Annotated in this window: 26 protein-coding genes and 1 other RNA gene; 15 read left to right on the top strand and 12 right to left on the bottom strand. The window is 64.6% G+C overall.

The window, feature by feature from the left end; translation table 11 throughout:
* Nucleotides 1-5: 5 nt before the first annotated feature.
* Nucleotides 6-524 carry a c-type cytochrome gene (locus ACSR1C_RS02715; protein WP_460257775.1) on the bottom strand — a complete coding sequence of 173 codons (519 nt, stop codon included), beginning with the start codon at nt 522-524 and terminating at the stop codon, nt 6-8.
* A gap of 117 nt (nt 525-641) precedes the next feature.
* On the opposite strand from ACSR1C_RS02715, the gene ACSR1C_RS02710 reads away from it, so the two are divergent.
* Nucleotides 642-1475, top strand: a complete 834-nt coding sequence (locus tag ACSR1C_RS02710; RefSeq protein WP_460257937.1) for a prephenate dehydratase — start codon at nt 642-644, stop codon at nt 1473-1475.
* A 3-nt stretch (nt 1476-1478) separates the two neighbouring features.
* On the opposite strand, the gene ACSR1C_RS02705 is transcribed toward ACSR1C_RS02710, so the two are convergent.
* Both ACSR1C_RS02705 and nudC read right to left on the bottom strand, forming a co-directional pair.
* On the bottom strand, nt 1479-1955 hold the full coding sequence (locus tag ACSR1C_RS02705) for an SRPBCC family protein (protein ID WP_460257774.1): 477 nt from the start codon (nt 1953-1955) through the stop codon (nt 1479-1481).
* A 37-nt stretch (nt 1956-1992) separates the two neighbouring features.
* Complete coding sequence (gene nudC, locus ACSR1C_RS02700) at nt 1993-2961, bottom strand: NAD(+) diphosphatase (protein ID WP_460257773.1); 969 nt, start codon at nt 2959-2961, stop codon at nt 1993-1995.
* A 174-nt stretch (nt 2962-3135) separates the two neighbouring features.
* Here nudC and ACSR1C_RS02695 point away from each other — a divergent pair, with 174 nt between their 5' ends.
* The 5 genes from ACSR1C_RS02695 to ACSR1C_RS02675 all read left to right on the top strand — a co-directional run bounded on the left by ACSR1C_RS02695 (nt 3136) and on the right by ACSR1C_RS02675 (nt 8593).
* Complete coding sequence (locus tag ACSR1C_RS02695; protein WP_460257772.1) at nt 3136-5118, top strand: bifunctional 2',3'-cyclic-nucleotide 2'-phosphodiesterase/3'-nucleotidase; 1983 nt, start codon at nt 3136-3138, stop codon at nt 5116-5118.
* Nucleotides 5119-5183: 65 nt separating this feature from the next.
* Complete coding sequence (locus ACSR1C_RS02690; protein WP_460257771.1) at nt 5184-5834, top strand: HAD family hydrolase; 651 nt, start codon at nt 5184-5186, stop codon at nt 5832-5834.
* A 136-nt stretch (nt 5835-5970) separates the two neighbouring features.
* Complete coding sequence (locus ACSR1C_RS02685; protein ID WP_460257770.1) at nt 5971-6975, top strand: ABC transporter substrate-binding protein; 1005 nt, start codon at nt 5971-5973, stop codon at nt 6973-6975.
* Nucleotides 6976-7028: 53 nt separating this feature from the next.
* On the top strand, nt 7029-7826 hold the full coding sequence (locus tag ACSR1C_RS02680; RefSeq protein ID WP_460257769.1) for an ABC transporter ATP-binding protein: 798 nt from the start codon (nt 7029-7031) through the stop codon (nt 7824-7826).
* Entirely contained in the window at nt 7826-8593 is a 768-nt protein-coding gene (locus ACSR1C_RS02675; protein ID WP_460257768.1) for an ABC transporter permease, read from the top strand. The genes ACSR1C_RS02680 and ACSR1C_RS02675 overlap by 1 nt, the downstream gene beginning before the upstream one ends.
* Before the next feature lie 6 nt (nt 8594-8599).
* Here ACSR1C_RS02675 and ACSR1C_RS02670 read toward each other — a convergent pair whose 3' ends face one another.
* A complete protein-coding gene (locus ACSR1C_RS02670; protein WP_460257767.1) occupies nt 8600-9046 on the bottom strand; it encodes a DUF305 domain-containing protein in 447 nt (148 codons plus the stop codon).
* Between the two features lie 102 nt (nt 9047-9148).
* Between ACSR1C_RS02670 and ffs the strand changes: the two genes are divergently transcribed.
* Nucleotides 9149-9245, top strand: an RNA gene (gene ffs / locus ACSR1C_RS02665) — signal recognition particle sRNA small type.
* A gap of 8 nt (nt 9246-9253) precedes the next feature.
* Here the strand turns inward: ffs and ACSR1C_RS02660 are convergent.
* Nucleotides 9254-9577 carry a hypothetical protein gene (locus ACSR1C_RS02660; RefSeq protein ID WP_460257766.1) on the bottom strand — a complete coding sequence of 108 codons (324 nt, stop codon included), beginning with the start codon at nt 9575-9577 and terminating at the stop codon, nt 9254-9256.
* A 99-nt stretch (nt 9578-9676) separates the two neighbouring features.
* Here ACSR1C_RS02660 and ACSR1C_RS02655 point away from each other — a divergent pair, with 99 nt between their 5' ends.
* Nucleotides 9677-10591: an MBL fold metallo-hydrolase gene (locus ACSR1C_RS02655; protein WP_460257765.1), complete on the top strand. Its 915-nt coding sequence runs from the start codon at nt 9677-9679 to the stop codon at nt 10589-10591.
* 59 nt (nt 10592-10650) lie between these two features.
* Here the strand turns inward: ACSR1C_RS02655 and ACSR1C_RS02650 are convergent, their stop codons facing one another.
* On the bottom strand, nt 10651-12189 hold the full coding sequence (locus tag ACSR1C_RS02650; protein WP_460257764.1) for an ankyrin repeat domain-containing protein: 1539 nt from the start codon (nt 12187-12189) through the stop codon (nt 10651-10653).
* Nucleotides 12190-12396: 207 nt separating this feature from the next.
* Between ACSR1C_RS02650 and ACSR1C_RS02645 the strand changes: the two genes are divergently transcribed.
* From ACSR1C_RS02645 to recR, 3 genes are all read left to right on the top strand, one after another.
* Entirely contained in the window at nt 12397-14148 is a 1752-nt protein-coding gene (locus ACSR1C_RS02645; protein WP_460257763.1) for a DNA polymerase III subunit gamma/tau, read from the top strand.
* A gap of 10 nt (nt 14149-14158) precedes the next feature.
* Nucleotides 14159-14503: a YbaB/EbfC family nucleoid-associated protein gene (locus ACSR1C_RS02640; protein ID WP_460257762.1), complete on the top strand. Its 345-nt coding sequence runs from the start codon at nt 14159-14161 to the stop codon at nt 14501-14503.
* A gap of 94 nt (nt 14504-14597) precedes the next feature.
* Nucleotides 14598-15200, top strand: coding sequence for a recombination mediator RecR (gene recR / locus ACSR1C_RS02635; protein WP_460257761.1), 603 nt, complete (start codon nt 14598-14600; stop codon nt 15198-15200).
* 6 nt (nt 15201-15206) lie between these two features.
* Here recR and ACSR1C_RS02630 read toward each other — a convergent pair whose 3' ends face one another.
* Together ACSR1C_RS02630 and ACSR1C_RS02625 are read right to left on the bottom strand one after the other, a co-directional pair.
* A complete protein-coding gene (locus ACSR1C_RS02630) occupies nt 15207-16334 on the bottom strand; it encodes an FAD-dependent oxidoreductase (RefSeq protein WP_460257760.1) in 1128 nt (375 codons plus the stop codon).
* 131 nt (nt 16335-16465) lie between these two features.
* Complete coding sequence (locus tag ACSR1C_RS02625) at nt 16466-17215, bottom strand: DUF1013 domain-containing protein (RefSeq protein ID WP_460257759.1); 750 nt, start codon at nt 17213-17215, stop codon at nt 16466-16468.
* Between the two features lie 125 nt (nt 17216-17340).
* Here ACSR1C_RS02625 and ACSR1C_RS02620 point away from each other — a divergent pair, with 125 nt between their 5' ends.
* The gene (locus ACSR1C_RS02620; RefSeq protein ID WP_460257758.1) at nt 17341-17970 is read left to right on the top strand and encodes a ribonuclease T2 family protein; all 630 of its coding nucleotides are present in this window, start codon (nt 17341-17343) and stop codon (nt 17968-17970) included.
* A 108-nt stretch (nt 17971-18078) separates the two neighbouring features.
* Here ACSR1C_RS02620 and ACSR1C_RS02615 read toward each other — a convergent pair whose 3' ends face one another.
* Nucleotides 18079-19062 carry an NAD(P)H-quinone oxidoreductase gene (locus tag ACSR1C_RS02615; RefSeq protein WP_460257936.1) on the bottom strand — a complete coding sequence of 328 codons (984 nt, stop codon included), beginning with the start codon at nt 19060-19062 and terminating at the stop codon, nt 18079-18081.
* A gap of 2 nt (nt 19063-19064) precedes the next feature.
* Nucleotides 19065-19772: a COQ9 family protein gene (locus ACSR1C_RS02610; RefSeq protein WP_460257757.1), complete on the bottom strand. Its 708-nt coding sequence runs from the start codon at nt 19770-19772 to the stop codon at nt 19065-19067.
* Between the two features lie 112 nt (nt 19773-19884).
* Between ACSR1C_RS02610 and rpsU the strand changes: the two genes are divergently transcribed.
* Nucleotides 19885-20091, top strand: coding sequence for a 30S ribosomal protein S21 (gene rpsU, locus ACSR1C_RS02605; RefSeq protein ID WP_071470372.1), 207 nt, complete (start codon nt 19885-19887; stop codon nt 20089-20091).
* 103 nt (nt 20092-20194) lie between these two features.
* On the opposite strand, the gene ACSR1C_RS02600 is transcribed toward rpsU, so the two are convergent.
* Nucleotides 20195-20401 carry a hypothetical protein gene (locus ACSR1C_RS02600; protein WP_460257756.1) on the bottom strand — a complete coding sequence of 69 codons (207 nt, stop codon included), beginning with the start codon at nt 20399-20401 and terminating at the stop codon, nt 20195-20197.
* 281 nt (nt 20402-20682) lie between these two features.
* Between ACSR1C_RS02600 and ACSR1C_RS02595 the strand changes: the two genes are divergently transcribed.
* Complete coding sequence (locus ACSR1C_RS02595) at nt 20683-21234, top strand: carboxymuconolactone decarboxylase family protein (RefSeq protein ID WP_460257755.1); 552 nt, start codon at nt 20683-20685, stop codon at nt 21232-21234.
* A gap of 66 nt (nt 21235-21300) precedes the next feature.
* Entirely contained in the window at nt 21301-22026 is a 726-nt protein-coding gene (locus ACSR1C_RS02590; protein WP_460257754.1) for an SDR family oxidoreductase, read from the top strand.
* 299 nt (nt 22027-22325) lie between these two features.
* Here ACSR1C_RS02590 and ppk2 read toward each other — a convergent pair whose 3' ends face one another.
* The gene (gene ppk2 / locus ACSR1C_RS02585; RefSeq protein ID WP_460257753.1) at nt 22326-23243 is read right to left on the bottom strand and encodes a polyphosphate kinase 2; all 918 of its coding nucleotides are present in this window, start codon (nt 23241-23243) and stop codon (nt 22326-22328) included.
* Nucleotides 23244-23413: the final 170 nt, after the last annotated feature.

Below are 23413 nucleotides of genomic sequence, written 5' to 3'. Positions count from 1 at the left end.
GCGGATCAGCCGCCAAGAGTTTCCAGATAGGCGATCAGGTTGGCGCGATCCTCGACCTTCTTCAGGCCGGCGAAGGACATCTTGGTGCCCGGCGCAAAAGATTTTGGGTTGATCAGGAAATCGCTGATATGCTCGGGCGTCCAGACATCGACCACCGCGGTCAGTGCGCCGGAATAGCCGAACCCCTCGACCGCACCCGCCGGGCGCCCGACGACACCGTCCAGATGCGGGCCGGTGGCGTTGGTGCCGTCGATCTTGTGACAGGCCTTGCATTTGGAAAAGACCTTTTCGCCCTTGGCCACGTCGGCCGATGCCAGAACGTCCGCGAAGGGCACTTCGGCCACGGCTTCTTCGGCGCCGCCTTCGTCTTCCCCGGTATCGATCACATAGGCCTGATGACCCTCGTCGCCATGGCCGCCGCCGGTGCTGTACAGCGCATCCCCGGCCCAGCTCCCCAGCAGGAAAATCAGCAGGGCGCCACAGAACCCGCCAACGATCTTAGTAATGGTCATTGTGTCGAACATGACGCGCTCCCGTTCCGTCCCGTTTTGCCGCGTATCTATGCGCTTCCATCGCCATGATGCAAGGTGTAGTTACCGCCAACAGTCGGCAAGAAGTGAAGAAAACACATGAATGATCGGATCACAGGGCGGATCGCCTTTCAGGGCGAGCCCGGCGCCTATTCCCACCAGGCCTGTCACGAAGCCCGCCCCGACATGGAGGCGCTGCCGTGCAAGACCTTCGAGGACGCAATCGAGGCGGTGCGCAAGGGCACCGCGGATCTGGCGATGCTGCCGATTGAGAATTCGACCTATGGCCGGGTCGCCGACATCCACCGCCTGCTGCCCGAATCCGGCCTGCATATCATCGACGAAGCCTTCGTGCGGGTGCATATCAACCTGCTCGGGGTGCCCGGCGCACGGCTGGAGGAAATCACCACCGCGCAAAGCCATACCGTGCTGCTGGGCCAGTGCCGCAGCTTTCTGCGCGAACACGGGATCGAGGCTGTCACCGGCGCCGATACCGCCGGATCCGCCCAGCATGTGGCCGAGGAGGGCATCGCCAGCCGGGCCGCGCTGGCATCCGAACTGGCGGGCGAGATTTACGGGCTGAACGTGCTGGCCCGCCATATCGAGGATCACGACAAGAACACCACCCGGTTCCTGATCATGTCGCGCGAAATGGACCTGAAACGCCGGGGCAGCGCCGGGATGATGACCACCTTCATGTTCCGGGTGCGCAACATCCCCGCCGCGCTGTACAAGGCGATGGGCGGGTTCGCGACCAACGGCGTCAACATGACCAAGCTGGAAAGCTACATGGTGGACGGGTCATTCACCGCGACTCAGTTCTATGCCGATATCGAAGGCCATCCCGACGACCGCAACGTACAACTTGCGCTGGAAGAGCTGGATTACTTCACGTCGCATGTGGCGCTGCTCGGCGTCTATCCGGCCGATCCGCGGCGGCGCTGACCCTCAGCCCGGTCGCGGGCCCGCGCCAAGCCGTGTCTCCAGATCGCGGGCGAAGATGTGCACGCTTTTCTTGTAGCGCCGGGTCAGGCTGGATTTGGCCAGCCGCAGCGATTGCAGGAACAGGCGCGCGGTGATCGTGTTGGGCTTCAGATCCAGCGCAACCGCCATGCGCGTCTGACGCGGCGACAGCTGCAACAGCTCGACCGTCAGCGCACCGTCCAGCCCGGCGCTGTGGGACTTCATGACCAACAGTTCCGGCGTCTGATAATGCGTCAGTTCCGCGGTCAGTTCGCGCGGTCGTCCGCGATAGGTGAAGCGGCTTTTCCAGGTCATGCCGGGGCCGGGGCCGGGCAACATGTCGGTGCGCGACAATTCGACGCCGCGGCGCAGGATGGCGCGCTCGAACACGTCGAAATCAGAAACCGCCGCGAAAACCTGGCTCATGGGCGCTGCGATGTCTTCTCTGGTCGAAAATTTCATATGTCCAGCCGTCTGCCCCGCCGCGTTCCTTTATGCGTCAATCCAGACGATCCGCAAGCCAGTTCTCCAGCAAAAACCGTGCAATTGCGCCGGGCCGGGCGGGCAGCACACCATCATGGCCGCCGGCAAAGACCGCCAGCATCTCTTCCCGGCTCAGCCAGCGGGCCTCCTCTATCTCGGTCGGGTCGATCTGGATCTCGCGGGTCAGCGCCCGGCCCCGGCACCCGATCATCAGCGAGGCCGGAAACGGCCAGGGCTGGGACGCCAGATAGCCGACCTCGCCCACCCGCACACCGGCCTCTTCGAACACTTCGCGCCGCACCGCCGCCTCGATCGTCTCGCCCGGTTCGACAAACCCCGCCAGCAGCGAATACATCCCCTCGGGCCACCCCGGCGAGCGGCCCATCAGTACCGAATTGCCGTGGGTGATCAGCATGATCACCACCGGGTCGGTGCGCGGAAAATGGTGGCTGCCGCAGGCCGGGCAGGTGCTTTGCCACCCCGCCATCGACAGCGCCGATTGTGCGCCGCAGCGCGAACAGAACCCATGGGTGCGATGCCAGCCCAGGATCGCCTTGGCGGTGGCGGCCAGTTCGGCGTCGCGCGGGGTCAGCCGCGTCATCACCAACCGCAGCTCGGCAAAGGCGGTGTCGGCGGGCAGGTCGGGGTGCCGCTGTTCGCTGTCGTCCAGAAAGCTGTTCAGCGCCTCGGGCGCCACATCGGGCTGCCAGCCGGACAGATCCACCGCGAATCTGGCTGCGCCGTCCTCCTCCTGCCCCAAAAACACCGCATCCCCGACGCGGCCCGCGATCACCGGATGCGCCGCCGCCAACCAGCCCAGCCGGTCGCGATCCGGCCCGCGAAACAACGGCTTGCCGCGCCACAGCGGCAGCACCCGTGCCGCATCCCCGGCCCAAAGCCGCGCCAGCGCCGCCCCGTCGCCACGCAGATGCGCCGCCCGGTCCAGCCCTGAACCGCCGAATGTCACCTGTTCCGCATCCTGCATCGCCCGCCCTTTCGTTTGCGAGCGTGAGTGCCACGCGCCGCCCGTCTAAGCAATGCCGGAAAACTCGCCTTAAAGATGAATTGAGCCTCGCCCTGCGACGAAAACCGCCCTAGTGTCATGATGCCGTCACGGTGGTATCCTAGCCAAGCTGTATCCCATGCATCGGAGGCTATCATGACCCACCATCGGACGTTCAATATGAACCGCCGGGGATTTCTTGCCGGCACTGTCGCGGGGGCGTCCTTGATCGCGCTGCATCCATTTTCGGCCCGGGCGGCCGCGAACCAGGCGCATCTGCGCCTGATGGAAACCACCGACCTGCATGTGCATGTCTACCCCTACGACTATTACTCCGATAAACCCGTCGACACGGTCGGCCTGGCCCGCACCGCCAGCCATATCAAGGCGATCCGCGACGAGGCCACGAACTCTATGCTGCTCGACAATGGCGATTTCCTGCAGGGCAATCCGATGGGCGATTACATCGCCTATGAACGCGGCATGAAAGAGGGCGACATGCACCCGGTCATCGCCGCGATGAACGCGGTCGGGTTCGATGCCTCGACGCTGGGCAACCACGAATTCAACTATGGGCTCGACTTCTTGATGAAATCGCTGGCCGGGGCCGATTTCCCGGTCCTGTCGTCCAATGTGGTCAAGGAGCGCGGGGCCGATCCCACCGGGGATGTCACGCTGGTCAAGCCCTACATCATCCTTCGGCGGGAGCTGACCGACGGCGCGGGCCAGGCCCACCCGATCAACGTGGGGCTGATCGGCTTCGTGCCGCCGCAGATCATGAACTGGGACCGTCGCCATCTGGAAGGCAAGGTCACCGCCCGCGATATCGTTGAAACCGCGCGCGCCTATGTCCCGCAGATGAAGGAAGAAGGCGCCGATATCATCATCGCGCTGTCGCATTCCGGCATCGGGTCGGCCACCCTGACCGAGGGAATGGAAAACGCCTCTGTCCCGCTGGCCGCGATCGACGGGATTGACGCCGTTCTGACCGGACACAGCCACCTGGTGTTCCCCTCTTCGACCTACGACGGCTATGCCGCCGTCGATGTGGCCGCCGGCACGATCCACGGCAAACCCGCCGTCATGGGCGGGTTCTGGGGCTCGCATATGGGGCTGATCGATCTGATGCTCGAACGCTCGGGCAATGCATGGAAGATCGTCAGCCACGGCTCCGAGGTGCGGCCGATCTATCAGCGCGGCGAGGATCGCAAGATCACCCCGCTGGTCGAAAGCCAGCAATATGTGCTGAACGCTGTCGCCAAGGAGCATGGCGAAACCCTGGCCTATGTCCGCCGCGCGGTGGGCAAGACGGCCGCGCCGCTGCATTCCTATTTCGCGCTGGTGGCCGATGATCCGTCGGTGCAGATCGTCTCGATCGCGCAGAAATGGTATATTGAGCAGATGATGAAGGGCACCGCGCATGAGGGTCTGCCGATCCTGTCGGCCGCTGCCCCCTTCAAGGCCGGGGGCCGGGGCGGGGCGGATTATTACACCGACGTGCCGGTGGGCGATGTGGCGATCAAGAACGTGGCCGACCTGTATCTGTACCCCAACACCGTGCGGGCAGTCCGGGTGACCGGCGCGCAGGTCAAGGAATGGCTGGAACGCAGTGCCGGCATGTTCAACCAGATCACGCCGGGGCAGGACGATCAGGTTCTGCTGAACCCCGATTTTCCCAGTTACAATTTCGACGTGATCGACGGTGTGCAGTACGAAATCGACCTGAGCCAGCCCTCGAAATACCATTCCAGCACCGGCGAGGTGGTAAACCCCGACGCGAACCGGATCAAAAACCTGACCTGGCAGGGGCAGCCGGTGGACCCCGCGCAGGACTTCATCGTCGCCACCAACAACTACCGCGCGGGTGGCGGCGGGCATTTCCCCGGCGCCGATGGCTCCACCACCGTGTTCGAGGCGCCCGATACCAACCGCGACGTGATCGTGCGCTATATCGTCGAGCAGAGCACCATCAACCCGACGGCCGATGCCAACTGGCGCTTTGCCCCGATGCCGGGGACGTCGGTGCTGTTCGACACCGGACCGAAGGCTGCGGCCTATGCCGACAAGGTGCCGGGAATGCAGATCACACCGGCCGGCGACGGGCCGGACGGGTTCGCGCGCTTCCGCATCGCGCTTTGATCCGGCGCAACGCGCTGGCGGCGGCCCGGGGTCCGGGCCGCCTTTCACATGCAAGGGGATTAGGGATGTTCGACGCCGTCGTTTTCGATCTGGACGGGCTGCTGCTGGATACCGAAAGCATCGCGATCGCCGCCGGGGTCGCGGCCTGCCGTACCCTGGGTCATGAGGTCGCGCCGGAATTCTTTCACACGCTGGTCGGTATCGACGACACCACCAGCGCCGCCCTTCTGTCCGCGCATCTGGGCGTGGCGCTGGAGGCCGAGGCGATCAATGCCGCCTGGGACAAGGCCTGTGCGCCGCTGTTTGCGCAAGGCATCCCGCTGAAGCCCGGCGTGACCGAGTTGCTGGACCTGCTGGATGTGATGAGCCTGCCGCGCGCGATCGCGACCTCCAGCCGCCGCGCCAGCGCACAAAGCAAACTACAGGCCGCCGGGCTGGCCGACAGGTTCACCTTCGTGGTGAGCATGGACTGCATCGCCAGCCCCAAACCCGCACCCGACCCGTACCTGCGCGCCGCCGCCCTGCTGGATGCCGATCCCGCGCGCTGTCTGGCGTTCGAGGACAGCGACACCGGCGTGCGCGCCGCCGTGGCCGCAGGCATGACCGTGGTGCAGGTGCCGGATATGCTGCCGCCCGCCACCGATCACGCTCATTTTCGCGCCGACACCCTGATGGACGGGGCGCGGGCCTGTGGACTTCTCGCGCGGTTCGCCTAAACGGCAGGCACCAGTCGATCCAAACGGCTGGATTTGTGGCATTTCCCGCACCGCGTGTGCGCGATCCCCGCGATATCTCGCGCAGCCGCGCGCCTGTGGGCAGAAATAGGTCGGACTTCACGCAAGGACGACTCACATGCTGCAAAAATCACTGGCAACTCTTGCCGCGCTGGCCCTTGGTGCCACCGCCGCGCTGGCGGACACGAAAGTGCCCTTCGCGCTGGACTGGAAATTCGAAGGCCCCGCCGCCCCCTATTTCGCCGCCATCGACGAAGGTTACTTTGCCGATGCCGGGCTGGAGGTCGAGGTGACCGCCGGTCAGGGCTCGCTTGATGCGATCCCGAAAGTGGCGACCGGTGCCTATCCGATCGGCTTTGCCGACATCAACTCGCTGGTCAAGTTCCTGGATCAGAACCCCGGCGCGCCGGTGATCGCGGTCATGATGACCTATGACAAGCCGCCCTTCGCCGTGATCGGCCGCAAATCGCTGGGCATCAACGCCCCCAAGGATCTGGAAGGCAAGATCCTGGGCGCCCCGCCCCCCGATGGCGCCTGGGCGCAGTTCCCGGTATTTGCCGGCGCCAACGGCCTGGACATGAGCAAGATCACGGTCGAACCCGTGGGCTTTCCCACCCGTGAACCGATGCTGGCCGAGGGCAAGGTGGACGCCGTGACCGGCTATGCCTTCTCCTCCGTTCTCAATCTCGGACGTCTGGGCGTACCGGAAGAGGACGTCAGCACCATCCTGATGGCCGATTACGGCCTTGCGCTTTATGGCAACGCGATCATCGTCAATACCGATTTCGCCGCCGCCAACCCCGATCTGGTCAAGGGCTTCCTGGCCGCCGTCGCCAAGGGGTGGACCTATGCCATCGCCGACCCCGAGGCGGGTGCCGAAATGGTGATGAAGCGCAACCCGGCCGCCGATCTGGCGCTGGAAACCCGCCGGTTGCAACTGGTGATCGACACCAATGTGGTGACCGATTACACGCGGGCCAACGGCATGGGCAATATCGACCCCGACCGCATGGCCAAGGCGCTGGAACAGATCGCCGAAACCTATGAGTTCAAGACCGCCCCCGACGCGGCGCTCTATTTCACCGACGCCTATCTGCCGGACGGCAACTTTCCCCTGAACTAAGGCCCGGCGCGGGCGGGCCGACACCCCCGCCCGCGCCCCTTTCTGGCGATCCCATGACACAGCTTATCGACATCAAGGGCGTCACCCACGCCTACAAGACCGCATCCGGCCCGCTGCCGGTTCTGGCGGATCTGAACATCGCCATTCCCGAAGGCACCTTTACCGCCGTCGTCGGCCCGTCGGGCTGCGGCAAGTCCACGCTGACCCGCCTGATCGCCGGGCTGATGCGCCCCGATCAGGGCGAGGTCTGGCTGCATGGCAAACAGGTGACCTCGCCGCGCAAGACAGTGGGCATGGCGTTTCAGAACCCGGTGCTGCTGGAATGGCGCACGATCCTGCAAAACGTGATCCTGCCGCTGGAGATTGTCGCCCCCACCATGCCCAAGCGCGACCGGATCGCCCGCGCCGAGGAACTGCTGACACTGGTCGGCCTTGAAGGGTTCGAGGACAAGCGCCCGTCCGAGCTGTCGGGCGGGATGCGCCAGCGCGCCTCGTTGTGCCGCGCCATCGTGCACAAGCCCGATGTGCTGATCCTGGATGAACCCTTCGGCGCGCTTGATGCCTTCACGCGCGAGGATCTGTGGCAGACCATGCACGCCCTGCGCGCCGAGGAACCCTTTACCACGCTGCTGATCACCCATGACCTGCGCGAAAGCGTCTATCTGGCCGACGAGGTGGTGGTGCTGTCGGGCCGCCCCGCCACCGCGCAATTCGTGCTGGATGTGCAACTGCCCGGCCCCCGCGCGCTGGAGGTGCTCTATACCGCCCGCGCGGTGGAATACCTGGCCACGCTGCGCCACCAGATCCAGATCGCCCAGGGCCGTGCCCCGGCCAGCCTGGGGGCCGCGTGATGCGCCGCAAGCTGGGCCAGATCACCGTGCCGCTGACTGCCGTTGTATTATTCCTGGCGTTCTGGGAATGGATCGTCTGGGTCAACGGCTGGCCCAATTACAAGATGGCGTCGCCCTCGGACATCGTTCCGGCGTTCTGGAAATTCCGCGGATTGTTTCTCGAATATGGCTGGCAGACACTGTGGCGCACCGTGGCCGGGCTGCTGCTGGCGATTGTCGTCGGCACCTTTCTGGGCATGATCATGGGCTTTTCGCGCCTGATGCGTGACGCGCTGTATCCGCTTCTGGTGGGGTTCAACGCCATTCCAAAGGCCACCGTGGTGCCGATCCTGGCGCTGATGTTCGTGGGTCAGCATAATCTGAACACGATCCTGGTCGCCTTCATGATCTCGTTCTTTCCGATCGCGGTGTCGGTCTCGATCGGCCTGTCGACGCTGGAGCCCGAATATCGCGACATCCTGCGGTCGCTCGGCGCGTCGCAACTGACCGTGTTCTGGAAGATCGCCCTGCCCAAGACCCTGCCGGAATTCTTCGGCGCGCTGAAAGTGGCGGTCACGCTGGCCTTCATCGGCACCAACCTGATGGAGATCGTCAGCCCGCATGGCCGGGGCCTGGGCGCGTTGTTCGACAGTGGCAAGATCAGCGCCGACTATCCGCTGATGTTCGCGGTGCTTCTGGCACTCGCGTTTCTGGGGATCGTACTTTACTATATCGTCGTCGTGTTGGAGAAAGTCTTTGCCGGCTGGGCCGAACGGCCCGCGCAATAAGCCGCGTCAGTCGTCCAGATCGGCGATCAACGACTTCATCTCGGCAATCTCACGACGCTGGGTCGCGATGATTCCGTTGGCCAGATCGCGCACACGCGGATCCGTGATTTTGGCCCGCTCGCTGGTCAGGATAGCGATGGAATGGTGCGGGATCATCGCCTTCATCCATGCCATATCCTGAACCGTCCGCTGACTGCGCACCAGATACAGCGACACCGCGAAAACCGCGATGCTGAGAATATAGATGCCCCGATTCACCGCACGGTTCCGGTACATATCGCGCATGAACGTCAGCATCACCACCGCCATGACCGCGCCCATCAGAAGCGCCATGTAGAACCGGGTTTCGCTCCAATACACATGATCCGGCGCATAGGTATTCAGATACATCAGACCCAGCATCACCGCAGTCGATGTCGCGATCATTGCCATGAAACGAAAATACGGTGCCATAACCGCCCCCTTTTTCAGTGCTGTCCCCCTGTCAACGGCCGCGCCGCGCCCTGGTTCCGGCCGCTCTTGCGAATCCGGCGCGCGGGGCCTATGTAACGGATCGAGAGGTTGGCGCGGGCAGGCACCTCGCCAACCCGGTCAGGTCCGGAAGGAAGCAGCCGTAACGAGCCCCGCTTGGGTCGTTGTCCAGCCTCTCACCCTTTCCCCTTACGGATGGGCCAGCGCCGCCCACAGCATCAGCGCCGCGATCCCCGCGGCCAGCAGCCCGGCCAGCACCAGCGGCAGCGCGCTCATCCGGCGTTGGGGTCCCGCAGGCAACCGCCGCCCCAGCCCGAACACCATCAGCGCCAACACCGTCGACAAAACCTGCCAGCCCAGAAATCCGGTGATCCGGTTCATGCCACGGGTAAACCCGTCGCCCAGCGGCTGCGTGGTCTGGAATATCCAGAAGGAATAGGTGAACGCCCCGGCCCACAGGGCCAGTGCGATCCAGATCGTCAGGGGGGTGCGGGTGGTCGGGGGCTCGTTCATGGCGCCACATTATCATATCCCGCGATGCGGCGCGACATATCGCAGCCTATGCGCCGCCGCGCCCGCGCCCTATGTTTGGCCATCCGTCGGGAGGACATCATGCGTATCATTCTGGCCATTCTGGCCCTGACCATCAGTGCCACATTCGCCCGCGCCGAGGCGCCGCTTGCCGTCACGCAGGTCACGCCGGGTGTATTCGCCATCACCGGCCCCTTCGGCCAGCGCGACCCGGACAATCTGGGCAACAACGCCACCTTCGGGCTGGTCGTGACCGACGCAGGCGCGGTGCTGATCGACACCGGCGGCACATGGGCCGGGGCCAAAACGCTGGATATGGCTGTGCAGTCTGTGACCGATCAACCGGTGCGCTTTGTCATCAATACCGGCGGGCAGGATCATCGCTGGCTTGGTAACGGCTATTGGAAGCAACAGGGCGCCACGGTCATCGCCTCGGACGCGGCGGTGGCCGATCAGGCGGCGCGCGCGTCGATGCAACTGACGATGCTGACCCAGCTTGTGGGCGACGGCGTGGCGGGCACCGAGCCTGCCTTCGCCGATATCACCTTCGCGGACCACTATGAGCTGACCCTTGGCGGGGTGGTGCTGGACATCACCCATCCCGGCCCCGCCCACACGTCCGGCGACAGTTTCGTATGGCTGCCCGCCGCGTCGGTCATGTTCACCGGCGATATCGTCTATGTCGGGCGGATCCTTGGGGTGATGGAATATTCCTCCTCCGCCGACTGGGTGGACAGTTTCGCCGCGATGGCGGCCCATCAGCCCGCCCATGTGGTTCCCGGCCACGGCCCCGCCACCGATCTGGCCACGGCGACCCATGACACCTATGACTACCTCGTGAACCTGCGCGCCCGCATGGCCGCGCATATCGACGCGGGCGGCGACATCATCGGCGCGGTCGGGGTCGACCAGCAGGCGTTCGCCTATCTTCAGGATTTCGAGATGCTGTCGCGCCGCAACGCGCAGGAAGTCTTCAGCCAGATGGAATGGGAATAACCCCCCGGCCGGGCAGCGGACCCATCCCCGCCAGCCCGGCCCCCGGCGGCAAGCGCGGCTCAGACGCTGCCATCGACCACCTGCCCCGGATAGCGATCCGCCCAATCGGCCAGAAACGCGGCCATGTCGGATTGCCCGGCCTGATCCGGCGCCCGGCGCGGCAGAGCCACGCCCTGTTCCAGCGCCAGGCGGGCACATTCCACATGATCGCGCCCAGCCCGCGCCGGGCAGTTTTCCGACCCGTGAATGATGGTGGACAGCAGCGTGCCGCCATATCCGTTCACATGGCTCAGATCGGGCCGCAGCGACAGCAGCCAGGCCATCACCGCGGGCAAGCCTTCCCACCCGGCGACCTGCACCGGCGTCAGACCTTCGGCATCGGGGCGGTCGTATTCCACGCCAAGCGCCACCAGCCGTTTCATATGATCCAGCTTGCCGGGAAGGTGCACGATCATGCGCAGGATATTGCGATAGCTGTCGGGCAGCTTTCCTGGATCGATGAACCGCCCCGCCGTATCCACCCCATCGGCGGCCAGCGCCAGGGCCTCCTCCTCCGCGCTCAGCGCGGGCGGGGTTCCGCGCACCGCGATCGCGCGGGCCAGCGCATCGTTTCCGAACACGCGGGCAAAGCCATAGGCCGTCGCCCTGTCATACACCCGTGCCGGATCGGCGCCTGCGTCCAGCAACAGCGCGACCATCTCGTCGTCGCACATCCGCCGCGCCGCCTGATGCAGCGCGGGCAGCACCCAGGGGCGTTCCCCGCCCACGGGCGCGCCGTTGAATTCGTCGGCCAGCCCGCCCGCGTCCAGCAGCATCCGCACCGCGCCGTGATCGTTGAAATCCAGCGCCCGCAACAACGCATTGGTGCCGCGCGGGTCGGCGCCATGATCCAGCAACAGCTTCAGCCCCTCGTGATGTCCCAGCTCTGTCGCGTGATACAGGGATTCACCGTCATTCGGGTTGGCCCCCTGCTCCAGCAGCCACCGCGCCAGCACCATGTTGTCGGCATGGCCAATGGCGCCATACAGCGCCGAAAGCATATGATCATCGCCGGGGCTGGCCGGATAGCCGTCGTTCACATCCGCCCCATGCGCCACCAGCATGTCGGCAATGGCCAGCATGTCGTCACGCAGATCGGGGCGCGCATGGATATAGCGCGAAAACGCCAGATGCAGGATCGGGCGGCGCGGCCCGTAGTCGCGGATGGCCGCCCCCGGATCGACCGCCAGCGCCGCCGCGACCGCCGCGCGGTCATACAGCGCCACCTGCAACCCCAGCAGCCCCTGCGCCAGATCGGGCGTATCGGCCAGCAGTTGCTCGACCACCCAATTCTGTCCGTGAAAAAGCGCGATCTTCAACCGCTGCTGTTTCGCCGCGCGGTCCAGCCCCACGGTTTCGGCCGCGAATTTCAGGCGCGGCCAGCTTTCGAACCCGTTTTCGCGCGCCACGACATGCAGAAAATCGGCATGGCGCAACGGCGTACCGGCGGGCCGGGGCGGGTGCATGCGGAGACGGGCGGCGGCGGCGGGGGCGCCGGCCTCATAGTCCAGTTTCAGCGCCTTCGCAGAACGGCGCAGTCTTTCCAGGGAAAGTGTCATCGGCTTCCTCATCAGAACGCCCGATAATCCGCTGCCCGGGCCTGAGCAAAACCGAAAGATGTGGTCGGTTCGTCGAAAGGGGTGCCGATACGGCTTTCCGCGGATCAGGTGGCCGAACCCCGTACGGCCACTGATACCATAGCCCAGCGCTGGACGCCGGACAAGCCAGCGCCTACTCTGCCACTTGCTTCGAATCCGAGAGGCCCCATGTCCGACACCCCCGGCACCGGCTATCAGGTGCTCGCCCGTAAATACCGCCCCGCGACCTTCGCCGATCTGATCGGGCAGGAGCCGATGGTGCGCACCCTGCGCAACGCCTTCGCCGCCGACCGCATCGCGCAGGCGTTTATCATGACCGGCATTCGCGGCACCGGCAAAACCACCACCGCGCGGATCATCTCCAAGGGAATGAACTGTATCGGGCCGGATGGCACCGGCGGGCCGACGACCGATCCCTGTGGCGTGTGCGAGCATTGCGTAGCCATCGCCGAAGGCCGCCATGTGGACGTGATGGAAATGGACGCCGCATCGCGCACCGGGGTGGGCGACATTCGCGAAATCATCGATTCGGTGCATTACCGGGCGGCCTCGGCGCGTTATAAGATCTACATCATCGACGAGGTTCACATGCTGTCCACCAGCGCGTTCAACGCGCTGCTCAAGACGCTGGAAGAGCCCCCCGCCCACGTCAAATTCATCTTCGCCACCACCGAAATCCGCAAGGTGCCGGTCACCGTCCTGTCACGCTGTCAGCGGTTCGATCTGCGCCGGATCGAGCCCGAGGTGATGATCGCCCATCTGCAGGGCATCGCGGCAAAGGAGAACGCCCAGATCGCCGAGGACGCGCTGGCGCTGATCACCCGTGCCGCCGAAGGGTCGGTCCGCGACGCGATGAGCCTGCTGGATCAGGCGATCAGCCACGGCGCGGGCGAAACCACCGCCGAACAGGTCCGCGCCATGCTGGGTCTGGCCGACCGGGGCCGGGTGCTGGACCTGTTCGACATGATCATGGCCGGCGACGCGGCCGGCGCGCTGAACGAGCTGTCGGCGCAATATGCCGATGGCGCCGATCCGATGGCCGTGCTGCGCGATCTGGCCGAGATCACCCATTGGGTCAGCGTGATCAAGATCACCCCCGAAGCGGCCGAGGACCCCACCGTTTCGCCCGATGAACGCGCGCGCGGACTGACCATGGCCGAAAAGCTGCCGATGCGGGCCATGACGCGAATGTGGCAGATGCTGCTGAAAGCGCTGGAAGAGGTGGCGCAGGCCCCGAACGCGATGATGGCGGCCGAGATGTCGATCATCCGGCTGACCCACGTCTCTACCCTGCCCGCGCCCGAGGATCTGGTGCGCAAGCTGCAAGACACCCCGCCGCCACTACCGCCCAGCCCCGGCCCCGGCGCACCTGCGCCCGCCCCGTCGCAGGGCGGCGCCACCGCCTATGCCACCGGCCGCGCCAGCGGGGCACCCAGCGGCGGCGGCCCGGTGGCTGCGCTGGCGCAGGTCCCCGAAAGCGCGCTGGCCCGCTATGCCCGCTTCGATCAGGTGGTCGAACTGATCCGCACCAACCGCGACGTGAAATTGCTGGTCGAGGTGGAAACCACCCTGCGGCTGGTCAGCTATTCCCCCGGCCGGATCGAATTCGAACCCACCGCCGACGCGCCCCGCGATCTGGCCGCGCGGCTGGGCAGCCGCCTGCAGGTCTGGACCGGCGCACGCTGGGCAGTGTCCGTCACCGGCACCGGCGGCGGCAAGACGATCGCCGAAGAGCGCGACGCCGACCAGCTGGCGCTGGAGGCGCAGGCCAAGCAACACCCGCTGGTTCAGGCCGTTTTCGCGGCCTTCCCCACGGCAAAAATTATCGAAATCCGAACCCCCGAAGACCTGGCCCAATCCGCCGCGCAAGACGCGCTGCCAGAGGTCGAGGATGAATGGGATCCGTTCGAGGAAGAGTAAGGAGAAAGACATGCTCAAAGGACTTGGCGGCCTTGGCGACATGGCCAAGATGATGAAAGCCGCGCAGGAAATGCAAGGCAAGATGGCGACCATGCAGGAAGACCTGCACAACATCCACGTCATCGGCGAAAGCGGTGCCGGGCTGGTCAAGGCCGTGGCCACCGCCAAGGGCGAATTGCTGAGCCTGGATATCGACCCGTCGATCTTTTCCGGGGACGACAAGGAGGTGGTCGAAGACCTGATCCTGGCCGCCATCAAGGATGCGCAATCCAAGGCCAGCGACCGCGCCAAGGAAGAAATGTCTAAGATCGCCGAGGCCCTGGGCCTGCCGGCGGATATGAACCTGCCGTTCTGACCTCCGCTTGCGCGGCGGGTCAGTGTCGCCCCCCCCTGAAACCTATCGCCTGCCATTCCCCGCGAAAGCGGGGAACCGCCACACAAGGCCCCCCATGTCCGACGACGCCACCCGCGACATTGAAAACCTGATCGACATGATGGCCCGGCTGCCGGGGCTCGGGCCCCGCTCGGCCCGTCGCGCGGTGCTGCACCTGATCAAGAAACGTGCAGTGCTGATGACGCCGCTGGCCGATATGATGCATCAGGTCGCCGCCACGGCGCGCGAATGCCTGAACTGCGGCAATATCGGCACGTCAGAGATTTGCGACATCTGCGCCAGCGAAAAGCGCGCCACCGGCCAGATCTGCGTGGTCGAAGACGTGGCCGACCTCTGGGCGATGGAACGCGGGCAGGCGTTCAAGGGGCGCTATCACGTTCTGGGCGGAACGCTGTCGGCGCTGGACGCCATCGGCCCGGACGAGTTGCGCATCCCCAAACTGCTGGACCGGATCGCCGCCGAAAGTATCACCGAGGTGATCCTGGCGCTGAACGCCACCGTCGACGGCCAGACCACCGCCCATTACATCGCCGATCAGCTGGACGGGCGCGGTGTGTCCGTCACCTCGCTGGCGCAGGGCGTGCCGATCGGCGGAGAGCTGGATTATCTGGATGACGGCACGATCAGCGCCGCGCTGAAGGCGCGCAAAAGCTTCTGATACGCCCTAAAGGCTGAGCTCCGGGTCGCAGCGGCCCAGCACGGCCTCGGCCCCCAGCCGGCCCAGCTCGTCCGAGCATTTGGCCCCGCGCCCGCACCCCGCCACGGCCACCGCCACCCGATCCGACAGCCGGTCGATCAGCGGCACGTCGCGGTCGGTATAGGTGGTCACGCAGGCCGCGCGCTGCACCGACCGGATCGCCAGCCCCGGCATCCGTTCGCGCATCTGCGCCGTCAGCCGTTCAGCCACGTCCGCAGAACCGCCGCTGCGAAACCAGGCCTTCACCGCCGCCGCATCGGCCAGCGGCACATCTGCGGGGTCGCCCCCCAGTTTCAGATAGGTCTTGCCATCGGGATAGCGGATCGGCGGCAGCAGATAAGGATCTTCGCCATTGGGTTTCAGATAGATCAGCGACGGCATCCCGGCCAGCCGCGCCTCTTCCTGGGCGTCGATCTCGAACAGGGCCACGGTGCGGGCATAGACCCGCAGCGGCAGCGGCCGGGACAGGATCATGTTGGTGAAGCCGCCCGCCGCCGCCAGAACCCGATCGGCGACAACCGGCCCCGCATCGGTCTGGACCGTCACGCCCGCCGCATCCTCGGTGATCCCGGTCGCGGTGGCATCAATGATCCGCGCGCCCGCGCGCTGCGCCGCCACGCCCTGCGCCCGCACCAGATTGCGCGGCGAGATATAGCCCGCCCCCGAGGGCTCATACAGCGCAAGCGTACCTTCGGGGAAATCGAAATAGGGAAACCGCGCCGCCAGCGCCGCGCCGCCATAGCGTTCGGCGACGATCCCCGCCTCGGCCCGCACCGTATCGACCTGACGAATGAAATCGCCCCGCGCCGGGCCCGCCATCATCGCGCCCACATCCGAAAAGAACCGCACGCCGCTGTCGGCCTCGATCTGCGCATAGCGGGCGATCGAGGCGCGGCTGACCTTGCTCCAGAACCGCCAGGGGTCCAACGCGCGGGTGATCCGGCCCTCGTCGTAATGGCTGGCAAAAACGCCGGTGTGGCTGGTCTTGTCGGCGGGCTCGGACGGGCCGATCAGCACCACCTCTTCGCCCGCACAGGCCAAATGCCGCGCCGCCGCCGACCCGATCAGCCCGCGCCCCAGAACCGCAATCGCCATACCGCCACCTTTCGCAAATTCCGCCCAAGCCTAAAAGCGGGCGGCACAAAAGCAAAGCCCGAGGCGTACGGACAAAAAGAAAACCCGGCATTCAAGCCGGGCTTTCGTGCGCGTAGTGCGGAACCTGCGGGCTATGCGTCGTCGTCTTCGTCGTCTTCGTCATTATCGGGCAGGTTGAAGAAGCTGTCGGCATCGGGCAGCGGCGCTTCTTTTTCGTCCTCGTCGTTGCTGGACAGCGAGAAGGTCTCCAGCCCGGAAATCGCGGTGGGCATCCGCGCCTCTGCCTCCATCCCCAGCGATTGCTCGGTCGACAGCAGCTTGCGGCGCTCGTCATCGCTCATCGCGGCACCGTCGGCGGCCTTCTTGGCGCCGGCCTTCTGCACGGCAGCATCCAGTTCGGACTGTTTGCACAGGCCCAGCGCAACCGGATCGATCGGCTGAATGTTGGAAATGTTCCAGTGGGTGCGTTCACGGATCGCCTGAATGGTCGGCTTGGTGGTGCCCACCAGTTTGGAAATCTGGCCATCGGACAGTTCCGGGTGGAACTTGACCAGCCACAGGATCGAGGCCGGACGGTCCTGGCGTTTCGACAGCGGCGTATACCGCGGGCCGCGGCGCTTTTCCTCGCCCACGGCGGCGGCGTTGAATTTCAGCTTCAGCTTGTGCAGCGGATCGGCCTCGGCCTTGTCGATCTCTTCCTGGGTCAGCTGGTTGTTGGCGATCGGGTCGAACCCCTTGACGCCGGCGGCCACATCACCATCGGCGATGCCCTGTACCTCTAGCTCGTGCAGACCGCAGAAATCTGCGACCTGCCGGAAGGTCAGCGTCGTGTTGTCCACCAGCCAGACGGCGGTGGCCTTCGCCATGATCGGTTTGTCCATGGACCTACTCCTTTACACAAATCTCTCCCGCGCCGGGAAAACGGCTGGTCCGGCTGGACCTTATCCTCGTTTTCGGGGAGGTTTGGCCCGTATATAAGCACGCCTTGCCCCGGAGAAAAGAGAAAATGCGCTGGTTTCTGATCCTGCTTCTGTCCACGCGGCTGGCGCTGGCCGATGGTGAACGGGCCGGGGATTTCGACTATTACGTGCTGTCGCTGTCCTGGTCGCCCACATGGTGCGCCCTGGAGGGGGACGCCCGCAGCTCACCGCAATGTGATCCGGCACAGGATTTCGGCTGGGTCCTGCACGGGCTGTGGCCGCAATATAACTATGGCTATCCCAGCTATTGCCGAACGGTGCAACGGGACCCGCCGCGCGGCCTGACCACTGCGATGGCCGATATCATGGGGACCAGCGGATTGGCCTGGTATCAGTGGAAAAAGCATGGCCGCTGCTCGGGCCTGTCGGCCGAGGCGTATTTCGACACGGCCCGCCGCGCCTATGAGGCGGTCACCCGGCCCGAAGTATTCCGCAAACTGACCGGGCCGGTGAAACTGCCCGCCGCCGTGGTCGAGGAGGCGTTTCTGCAAGCCAACCCCGGCTGGACCCCCGACATGGTGACGATCACCTGCAAATCCGGGCGGATACAGGAGGCGCGGGTCTGCCTGACCCGGGATCTGGAGATCCGCGACTGTGGCAGCGGTGTGGTAAACGATTGCCGGATGACGGACGCGTTGCTGGAGGAAATCCGTTAGGAGCGCCGGAGTTTTTTCAAAGCGGAGACCGCCCCGATGGGGCGGTCATTTTTTCACCTCGCCGCCTTCGGCGTCTCAGGTTCGAGTATTTGCGCCGAGAAGAAGCGATCAGGTAATTTTCAGCACGATCTTGCCGATATGGGCCGAGCTTTCCATGCGGGCATGGGCGGCGGCGGCCTGATCGAGCGGAAATTCGGAATCCATCACCGGGGCCACGCGCCCGGCCGCCAACAGCGGCCAGACCTGTTCGCGCAGCGCGTCGGCGATCCCCGCCTTGGCCAGGTTCGATTGCGGGCGCAGGGTGGAGCCGGTGACCGTCAGCCGCCGCGCCATGATCTGGGCGAAGTTCAGCTCGGCCTTCGGGCCGGACAGGAAGGCAATGTTCACCAGTCGGCCATCATCGGCCAGTGCCCTGATATTGCGCGGGATATAGTCGCCCCCGACCATGTCGAGAATCAGATCGGCGCCGCCTTCGTCGCGCAACACCTTGACGAAATCCGCGTCGCGGTAATTAATCGCCCGTTCCGCGCCCAGCCGCAGGCAGGCCTTGCATTTGGCGGCCGATCCGGCGGTGGTGAAGACCCGCGCGCCGAAGGCGTTGGCCAGTTGGATCGCCGTGGTACCGATGCCGCTTGAGCCGCCATGCACCAGGAACCGCTCGCCTGCCCGCAACCCGCCGCGCATGAACACATTGGACCAGACGGTAAAGAAGGTTTCAGGCAGGCAGGCGGCCTGTTTCAGCGTCATGCCGTCGGGCACCGGCAGGGCATGGGCCGCGGGCGTCGCCACGTATTCGCCGTAACCGCCGCCGGGCAGCAAGGCGCAGACCTGATCGCCCACGGCCCAGCCGTGTACCCCGGCACCCAGCGCCGCCACCGTACCCGCGCCTTCCAGCCCCGGCAGGTCCGACGCCCAGCGCGGCGGCGCATAGGATCCCGCACGCTGCAACGCGTCGGGCCGGTTCACCCCGGCATAGGCCAGCCGGATCACGATCTCGCCGGGTGCGGGCACGGGCACCGGGCGACTGGTCAGGCGCAGAACCGCCGGACCGCCGGGTTCGGAAATTTCGACGGCGCGCATGGTTTGAGGCAGGGTCATGGGTGCTGGGCCCCTTCGGCGGTCAGGGTTCCGGGCAAATCCGTGCGCGGGGTCCGCGCCGGGGGCCTGATCCGGCCGAGCGCGCGTTCGGGCAGGGCAAGGAAAGGTTTCAGCAGGGGGTTGGCACGCACCCGGCCCTTGAGCTTTTCAAACGCCATCACATCGCCGATGCGCCGGTCCAGAAAGGCCCAGGTCTTTTCATAGCCGGGGCTGTCATCGCCCAGCCAGAACAGCACGGTGGACGCGTAGACCCCCGACAGCGACATGCGCTTGGTGTACCAGTTCGCATCCCCCGAGGTATCGCCCAGCGTGGTCCAGATCAGATCGGCCGTGTCCCAGATCGCCCTGGCCCCGTCGGCGGCGTGATGCGGCAGGGACAGCAGCGTCGTGCCCCGGCGCACCAGTTCGCGGTCGCCTGCGGCCTCCAGCCGGAACCGGATGGCCATGGCGATCCGGTCGCGAAACCGCAGCGCCGACAGATCGGTCGCGTTCAACCGCGCCGCCATCGCCACGTCGCCCTGACGGTGATAGGCCAGCGCCAGATCGACCGCCCCGCGCGGGCAAACCGCATCGGCCAGCGCGGGGTCAAGCCCGGTATCGGCCACGGCGGCGCGGAACGTGGCCGCGCCCCAGCCGTCGAACGGCACATGGGTCAGCGCGGCCTTTAGAAGCTGCTGTTTGGGGTCGGGGGTGTGCGGGGTCATGTCGGCCTCACTTCATTTACAGCTTGAGTGTAGACAAGCTAGCATCGCTTTGCTATACGGCCACCTCCTGCAATTTACCGAAACTCCAGACTAGAAAGGTGGTGAAAACCACATGCAGGTTAGTGTTCGCGACAACAATGTCGATCAGGCGCTTCGCGCCCTGAAGAAGAAGCTGCAACGCGAGGGTGTGTTTCGCGAGATGAAGCTCAAGCAACATTTCGAGAAGCCGTCCGAGAAGAAAGCACGCGAGAAGGCCGAGGCCATCCGCCGTGCCCGCAAGCTCGCCCGTAAAAAGGCCCAGCGCGAGAACGGTCTTTAAGGCCCCTTTTCGACAAGGCGAACCGAGGCTTCGGCCTTCGTTGCGACGACCCCCGTGCGAATGCCCGGGGGTTTGTTGTTTTTGGGGTGCCGGTTGGGGTGATTTATCCACGACGCGCATGTGCGGCGGAGGATGGTGCGTTGATCATCGGTGGGCGGCAGTCTGACTTTCGCCGCAGTACTTGGTCGTGCAGCCAGATTTTTTCGAAGCGAATGTTCAACCGGCGGCCGGTTTCCAGCTCGTCGACGTTGACGATGACCTTCACCGCGACGCTGCAAGGCCCAAACCTGTCGGTCACGATGGCATGCATCCGACCATATCCTTTCATTAATTTCCTTAAGAAACTCAACGCCACGTTGCGATCTCATCGCTTCGTGACATTGGGTTCCTGCGCCTTGCCTTCGTGATCGACGGCCAGCCAGAGCGGCGGCATCCGCATCACTGCCTTGTGATTTCAAAGGTTTTATCCATGTGTGGACAAAACGCTGAACTCCATTTTATACATAAATGAACAAAACTCTACGGGCCTGCAAAGATACCGCTCGCCACTGAGGCAGTCAGCGGCCCCGCAACCAGTTGGAAAGCGAAATCATGTTTGACTACCATACCCCTGAAACCGCCCCCGAAGCCTCTGTGCCGCTGCTGGAACAATCCAAGAAGGTCTATGGCTTCCACCCGATGCTGCACCGGGTGATGGCCGAGGCGCCGATTATCTACGAGGCATATCAGGAGACGTATCGGCTCTTCACCGAACAATCGGAATTTTCCAGTCTGGAACAGCAGGTGGTGATGATGACCGTCAACGTCATCAATGAATGCCACTACTGCACCGCAGCCCATTCGATGATGCTGACGATGGCAAAGACCCCGCAAGAGACGATTGATGCGCTGCGGGACGGTCGTGCCCTTGCGGATCCCGCACTGGAGGCGCTGCGCGTCTACACCAAGAACCTGGTCGAAAAGCGGGGTCACATCGGTGACGGCGCCCTCAAGGCGTTTCTCGATGCCGGATACAGCAAGAAGCAGGCGCTTGAGGTGCTTGTCGGGATCGCGGCCAAGACCCTGTCGAACTTCACCAATGCCCTTGCCCATACCGAACTTGACGGGCCCGTAAAGCCCTTCGCCCTGCCCCCTGCGGTCTGACCCTTTCCGGTTACGGCGACGTCGCCACCGGAGCCGCCCAACACAACACCTAAAGAAAGTATGAAAATGATCACCGATCTTACGTCACAGAAGATTATCATCACGGGCATCACGGGAGGCATCGCGCAGGAAACCGCCAGGTTGCTTCTGTCGCAGGGCGCCGAGGTCGTCGTCTCGGCCCGTTCGCAAGACAAGCTGGATACTGCCATTGCGCCCTTGGAGGGGAAGATTTCCGGCCATGTCATGGACGTCACGAAACCGGACGAGGTCGCCGCATTTTTCGCCACCGTCGGCGCCTTCGACCACCTCGTCACCCCGGCCGCAACAGGGATGTTCGCGCCGATCCGCGACATGGACTGGACCGCGGCGCACGCCTTGGTGGACAGCAAGCAATGGGGCCAGATGCTGTGCGTCCATCACGGCGTGAAACAGATCAGCGAAACGGGTTCGATGACATTGTTCTCTGGCACGGTTACGCAAAAACCCCTTGCCGGTAGCACAATGTTCGCGGCCGCCGGAGCCGCAACAGAGGCCGCGGCCCGGATCTTCGCCTTCGAACTGGCCCCGATTCGCGTGAATACGATTGTCCCCGGCGTGATCGACACCGGCGTGTGGGAAGGAATTATGGGCGATGAGATGGCCGAAGCCGTGAAAAACGATATCGCGGGCGCGCTGCCGGTCAAACGCATCGGCACTGCGCAAGACATCGCCAAATCGGTGGCATTCCTGATCGACAACGGGTTCGTGAATGGCATTTCCCTTGTCGTCGATGGGGGCCACAGGCTTGTCTGATCCGTTTCAACCGGATCTGACAAGTGAACGGAGCGGCGATCCGAGGACAACAGATACCCAATGTCACTGCACGGATACTTCGGGCCACCGAGCCTAATTTATGAACCGGCTTTTCCGCGCCAGCGTGTGAATGGCCGGTTCAGGGTTTCGCGACGCAAAACCAGAACATCCCCACAATGGCCGCATGGGCCGACAGCACTTGAAGCCGCATACCAAAGCCCGCTCCGCCCCTCCCCATAGCCGCCCGACACGAACTGCGGCCGAAACCCGCCGGGGTTCGCCCGTTTTCCGACCGCCCCTCAATACACCTTCGGCACATACAGCTCGTCGGGCAGCACCTTGCGCTCATAGTCCGGGTTGAACACCCGTTCGGGCAGCGCGACCTTTTCGGAGGGGACCTCCTCATACGGAATCTTCGACAAAAGATGCTCGATGCAGTTCAGCCGCTCGCGCTTCTTGTCATTGCCTTCGACGATGTACCACGGCGCCTCGGGGATGTTGGTGCGCAGGAACATATCTTCCTTGGCCTTGGTGTACTGCTCCCACCGGACCCGGCTTTGCAGATCCATCGGCGACAGTTTCCACTGTTTCATCGGATCGTGGATCCGCATCAGGAAGCGAAGCTGCTGTTCCTCGTCGGTGATCGAGAACCAGTATTTCAGCACGATCACGCCAGACCGCACCAACATCCGCTCAAATTCGGGAACGTCCTGAAAAAAGGTTTCGACCTGATCGTCGGTGGCGAAGCCCATCACCCGTTCCACCCCGGCGCGGTTGTACCATGAACGGTCGAACAGAACGATCTCGCCGCCGGCGGGCAGGTGCGGCACGTAGCGCTGGAAATACCACTGGCTCTGCTCGCGCCGGGACGGCGCCGGCAGGGCCACCACACGCGCCACGCGCGGGTTCAGCCGCTGGGTGATGCGCTTGATCACACCGCCCTTGCCGGCCGAATCGCGCCCCTCCATGATCACCAGGACCTTGGCGTTGGTGTGCTGCACCCAGTCCTGCAACTTGATCAGCTCGGCCTGAAGCCGCAGCAGGTTGCGGAAATACACCTTGCGGTCCAGCATTTCGGGGTGCTGCTTGTTATAGATCTTGCGGATCTCCATCGACAGCATCGGCTCGTTGAACTCGATCTCGAAATCTTCGTCCAGCGTGTCTTCCAGCTCGGCTTCAAGCCAGTCTCGTGTCGTGTCCTCTTCCGGCCTGTCCATTCTGGGTCTCTCCTGGGTTCGCTGCCACGGATGCGGGCGCTGTATGGGGTCCGAGTCGTCGCTAGCAGCCCGGTTTGAACATTTTGTGTCAGAAAACCGGTCCGAAGGGCAGCCCCCGCCAACCGCGCCACGATCCGACATCGCTTGACTTGGTCCGGGGATGCGCTCAT

This window comes from Actibacterium sp. D185-2, from assembly GCF_054954595.1.
This window is presented reverse-complemented; position numbering and strand designations above follow the sequence as displayed.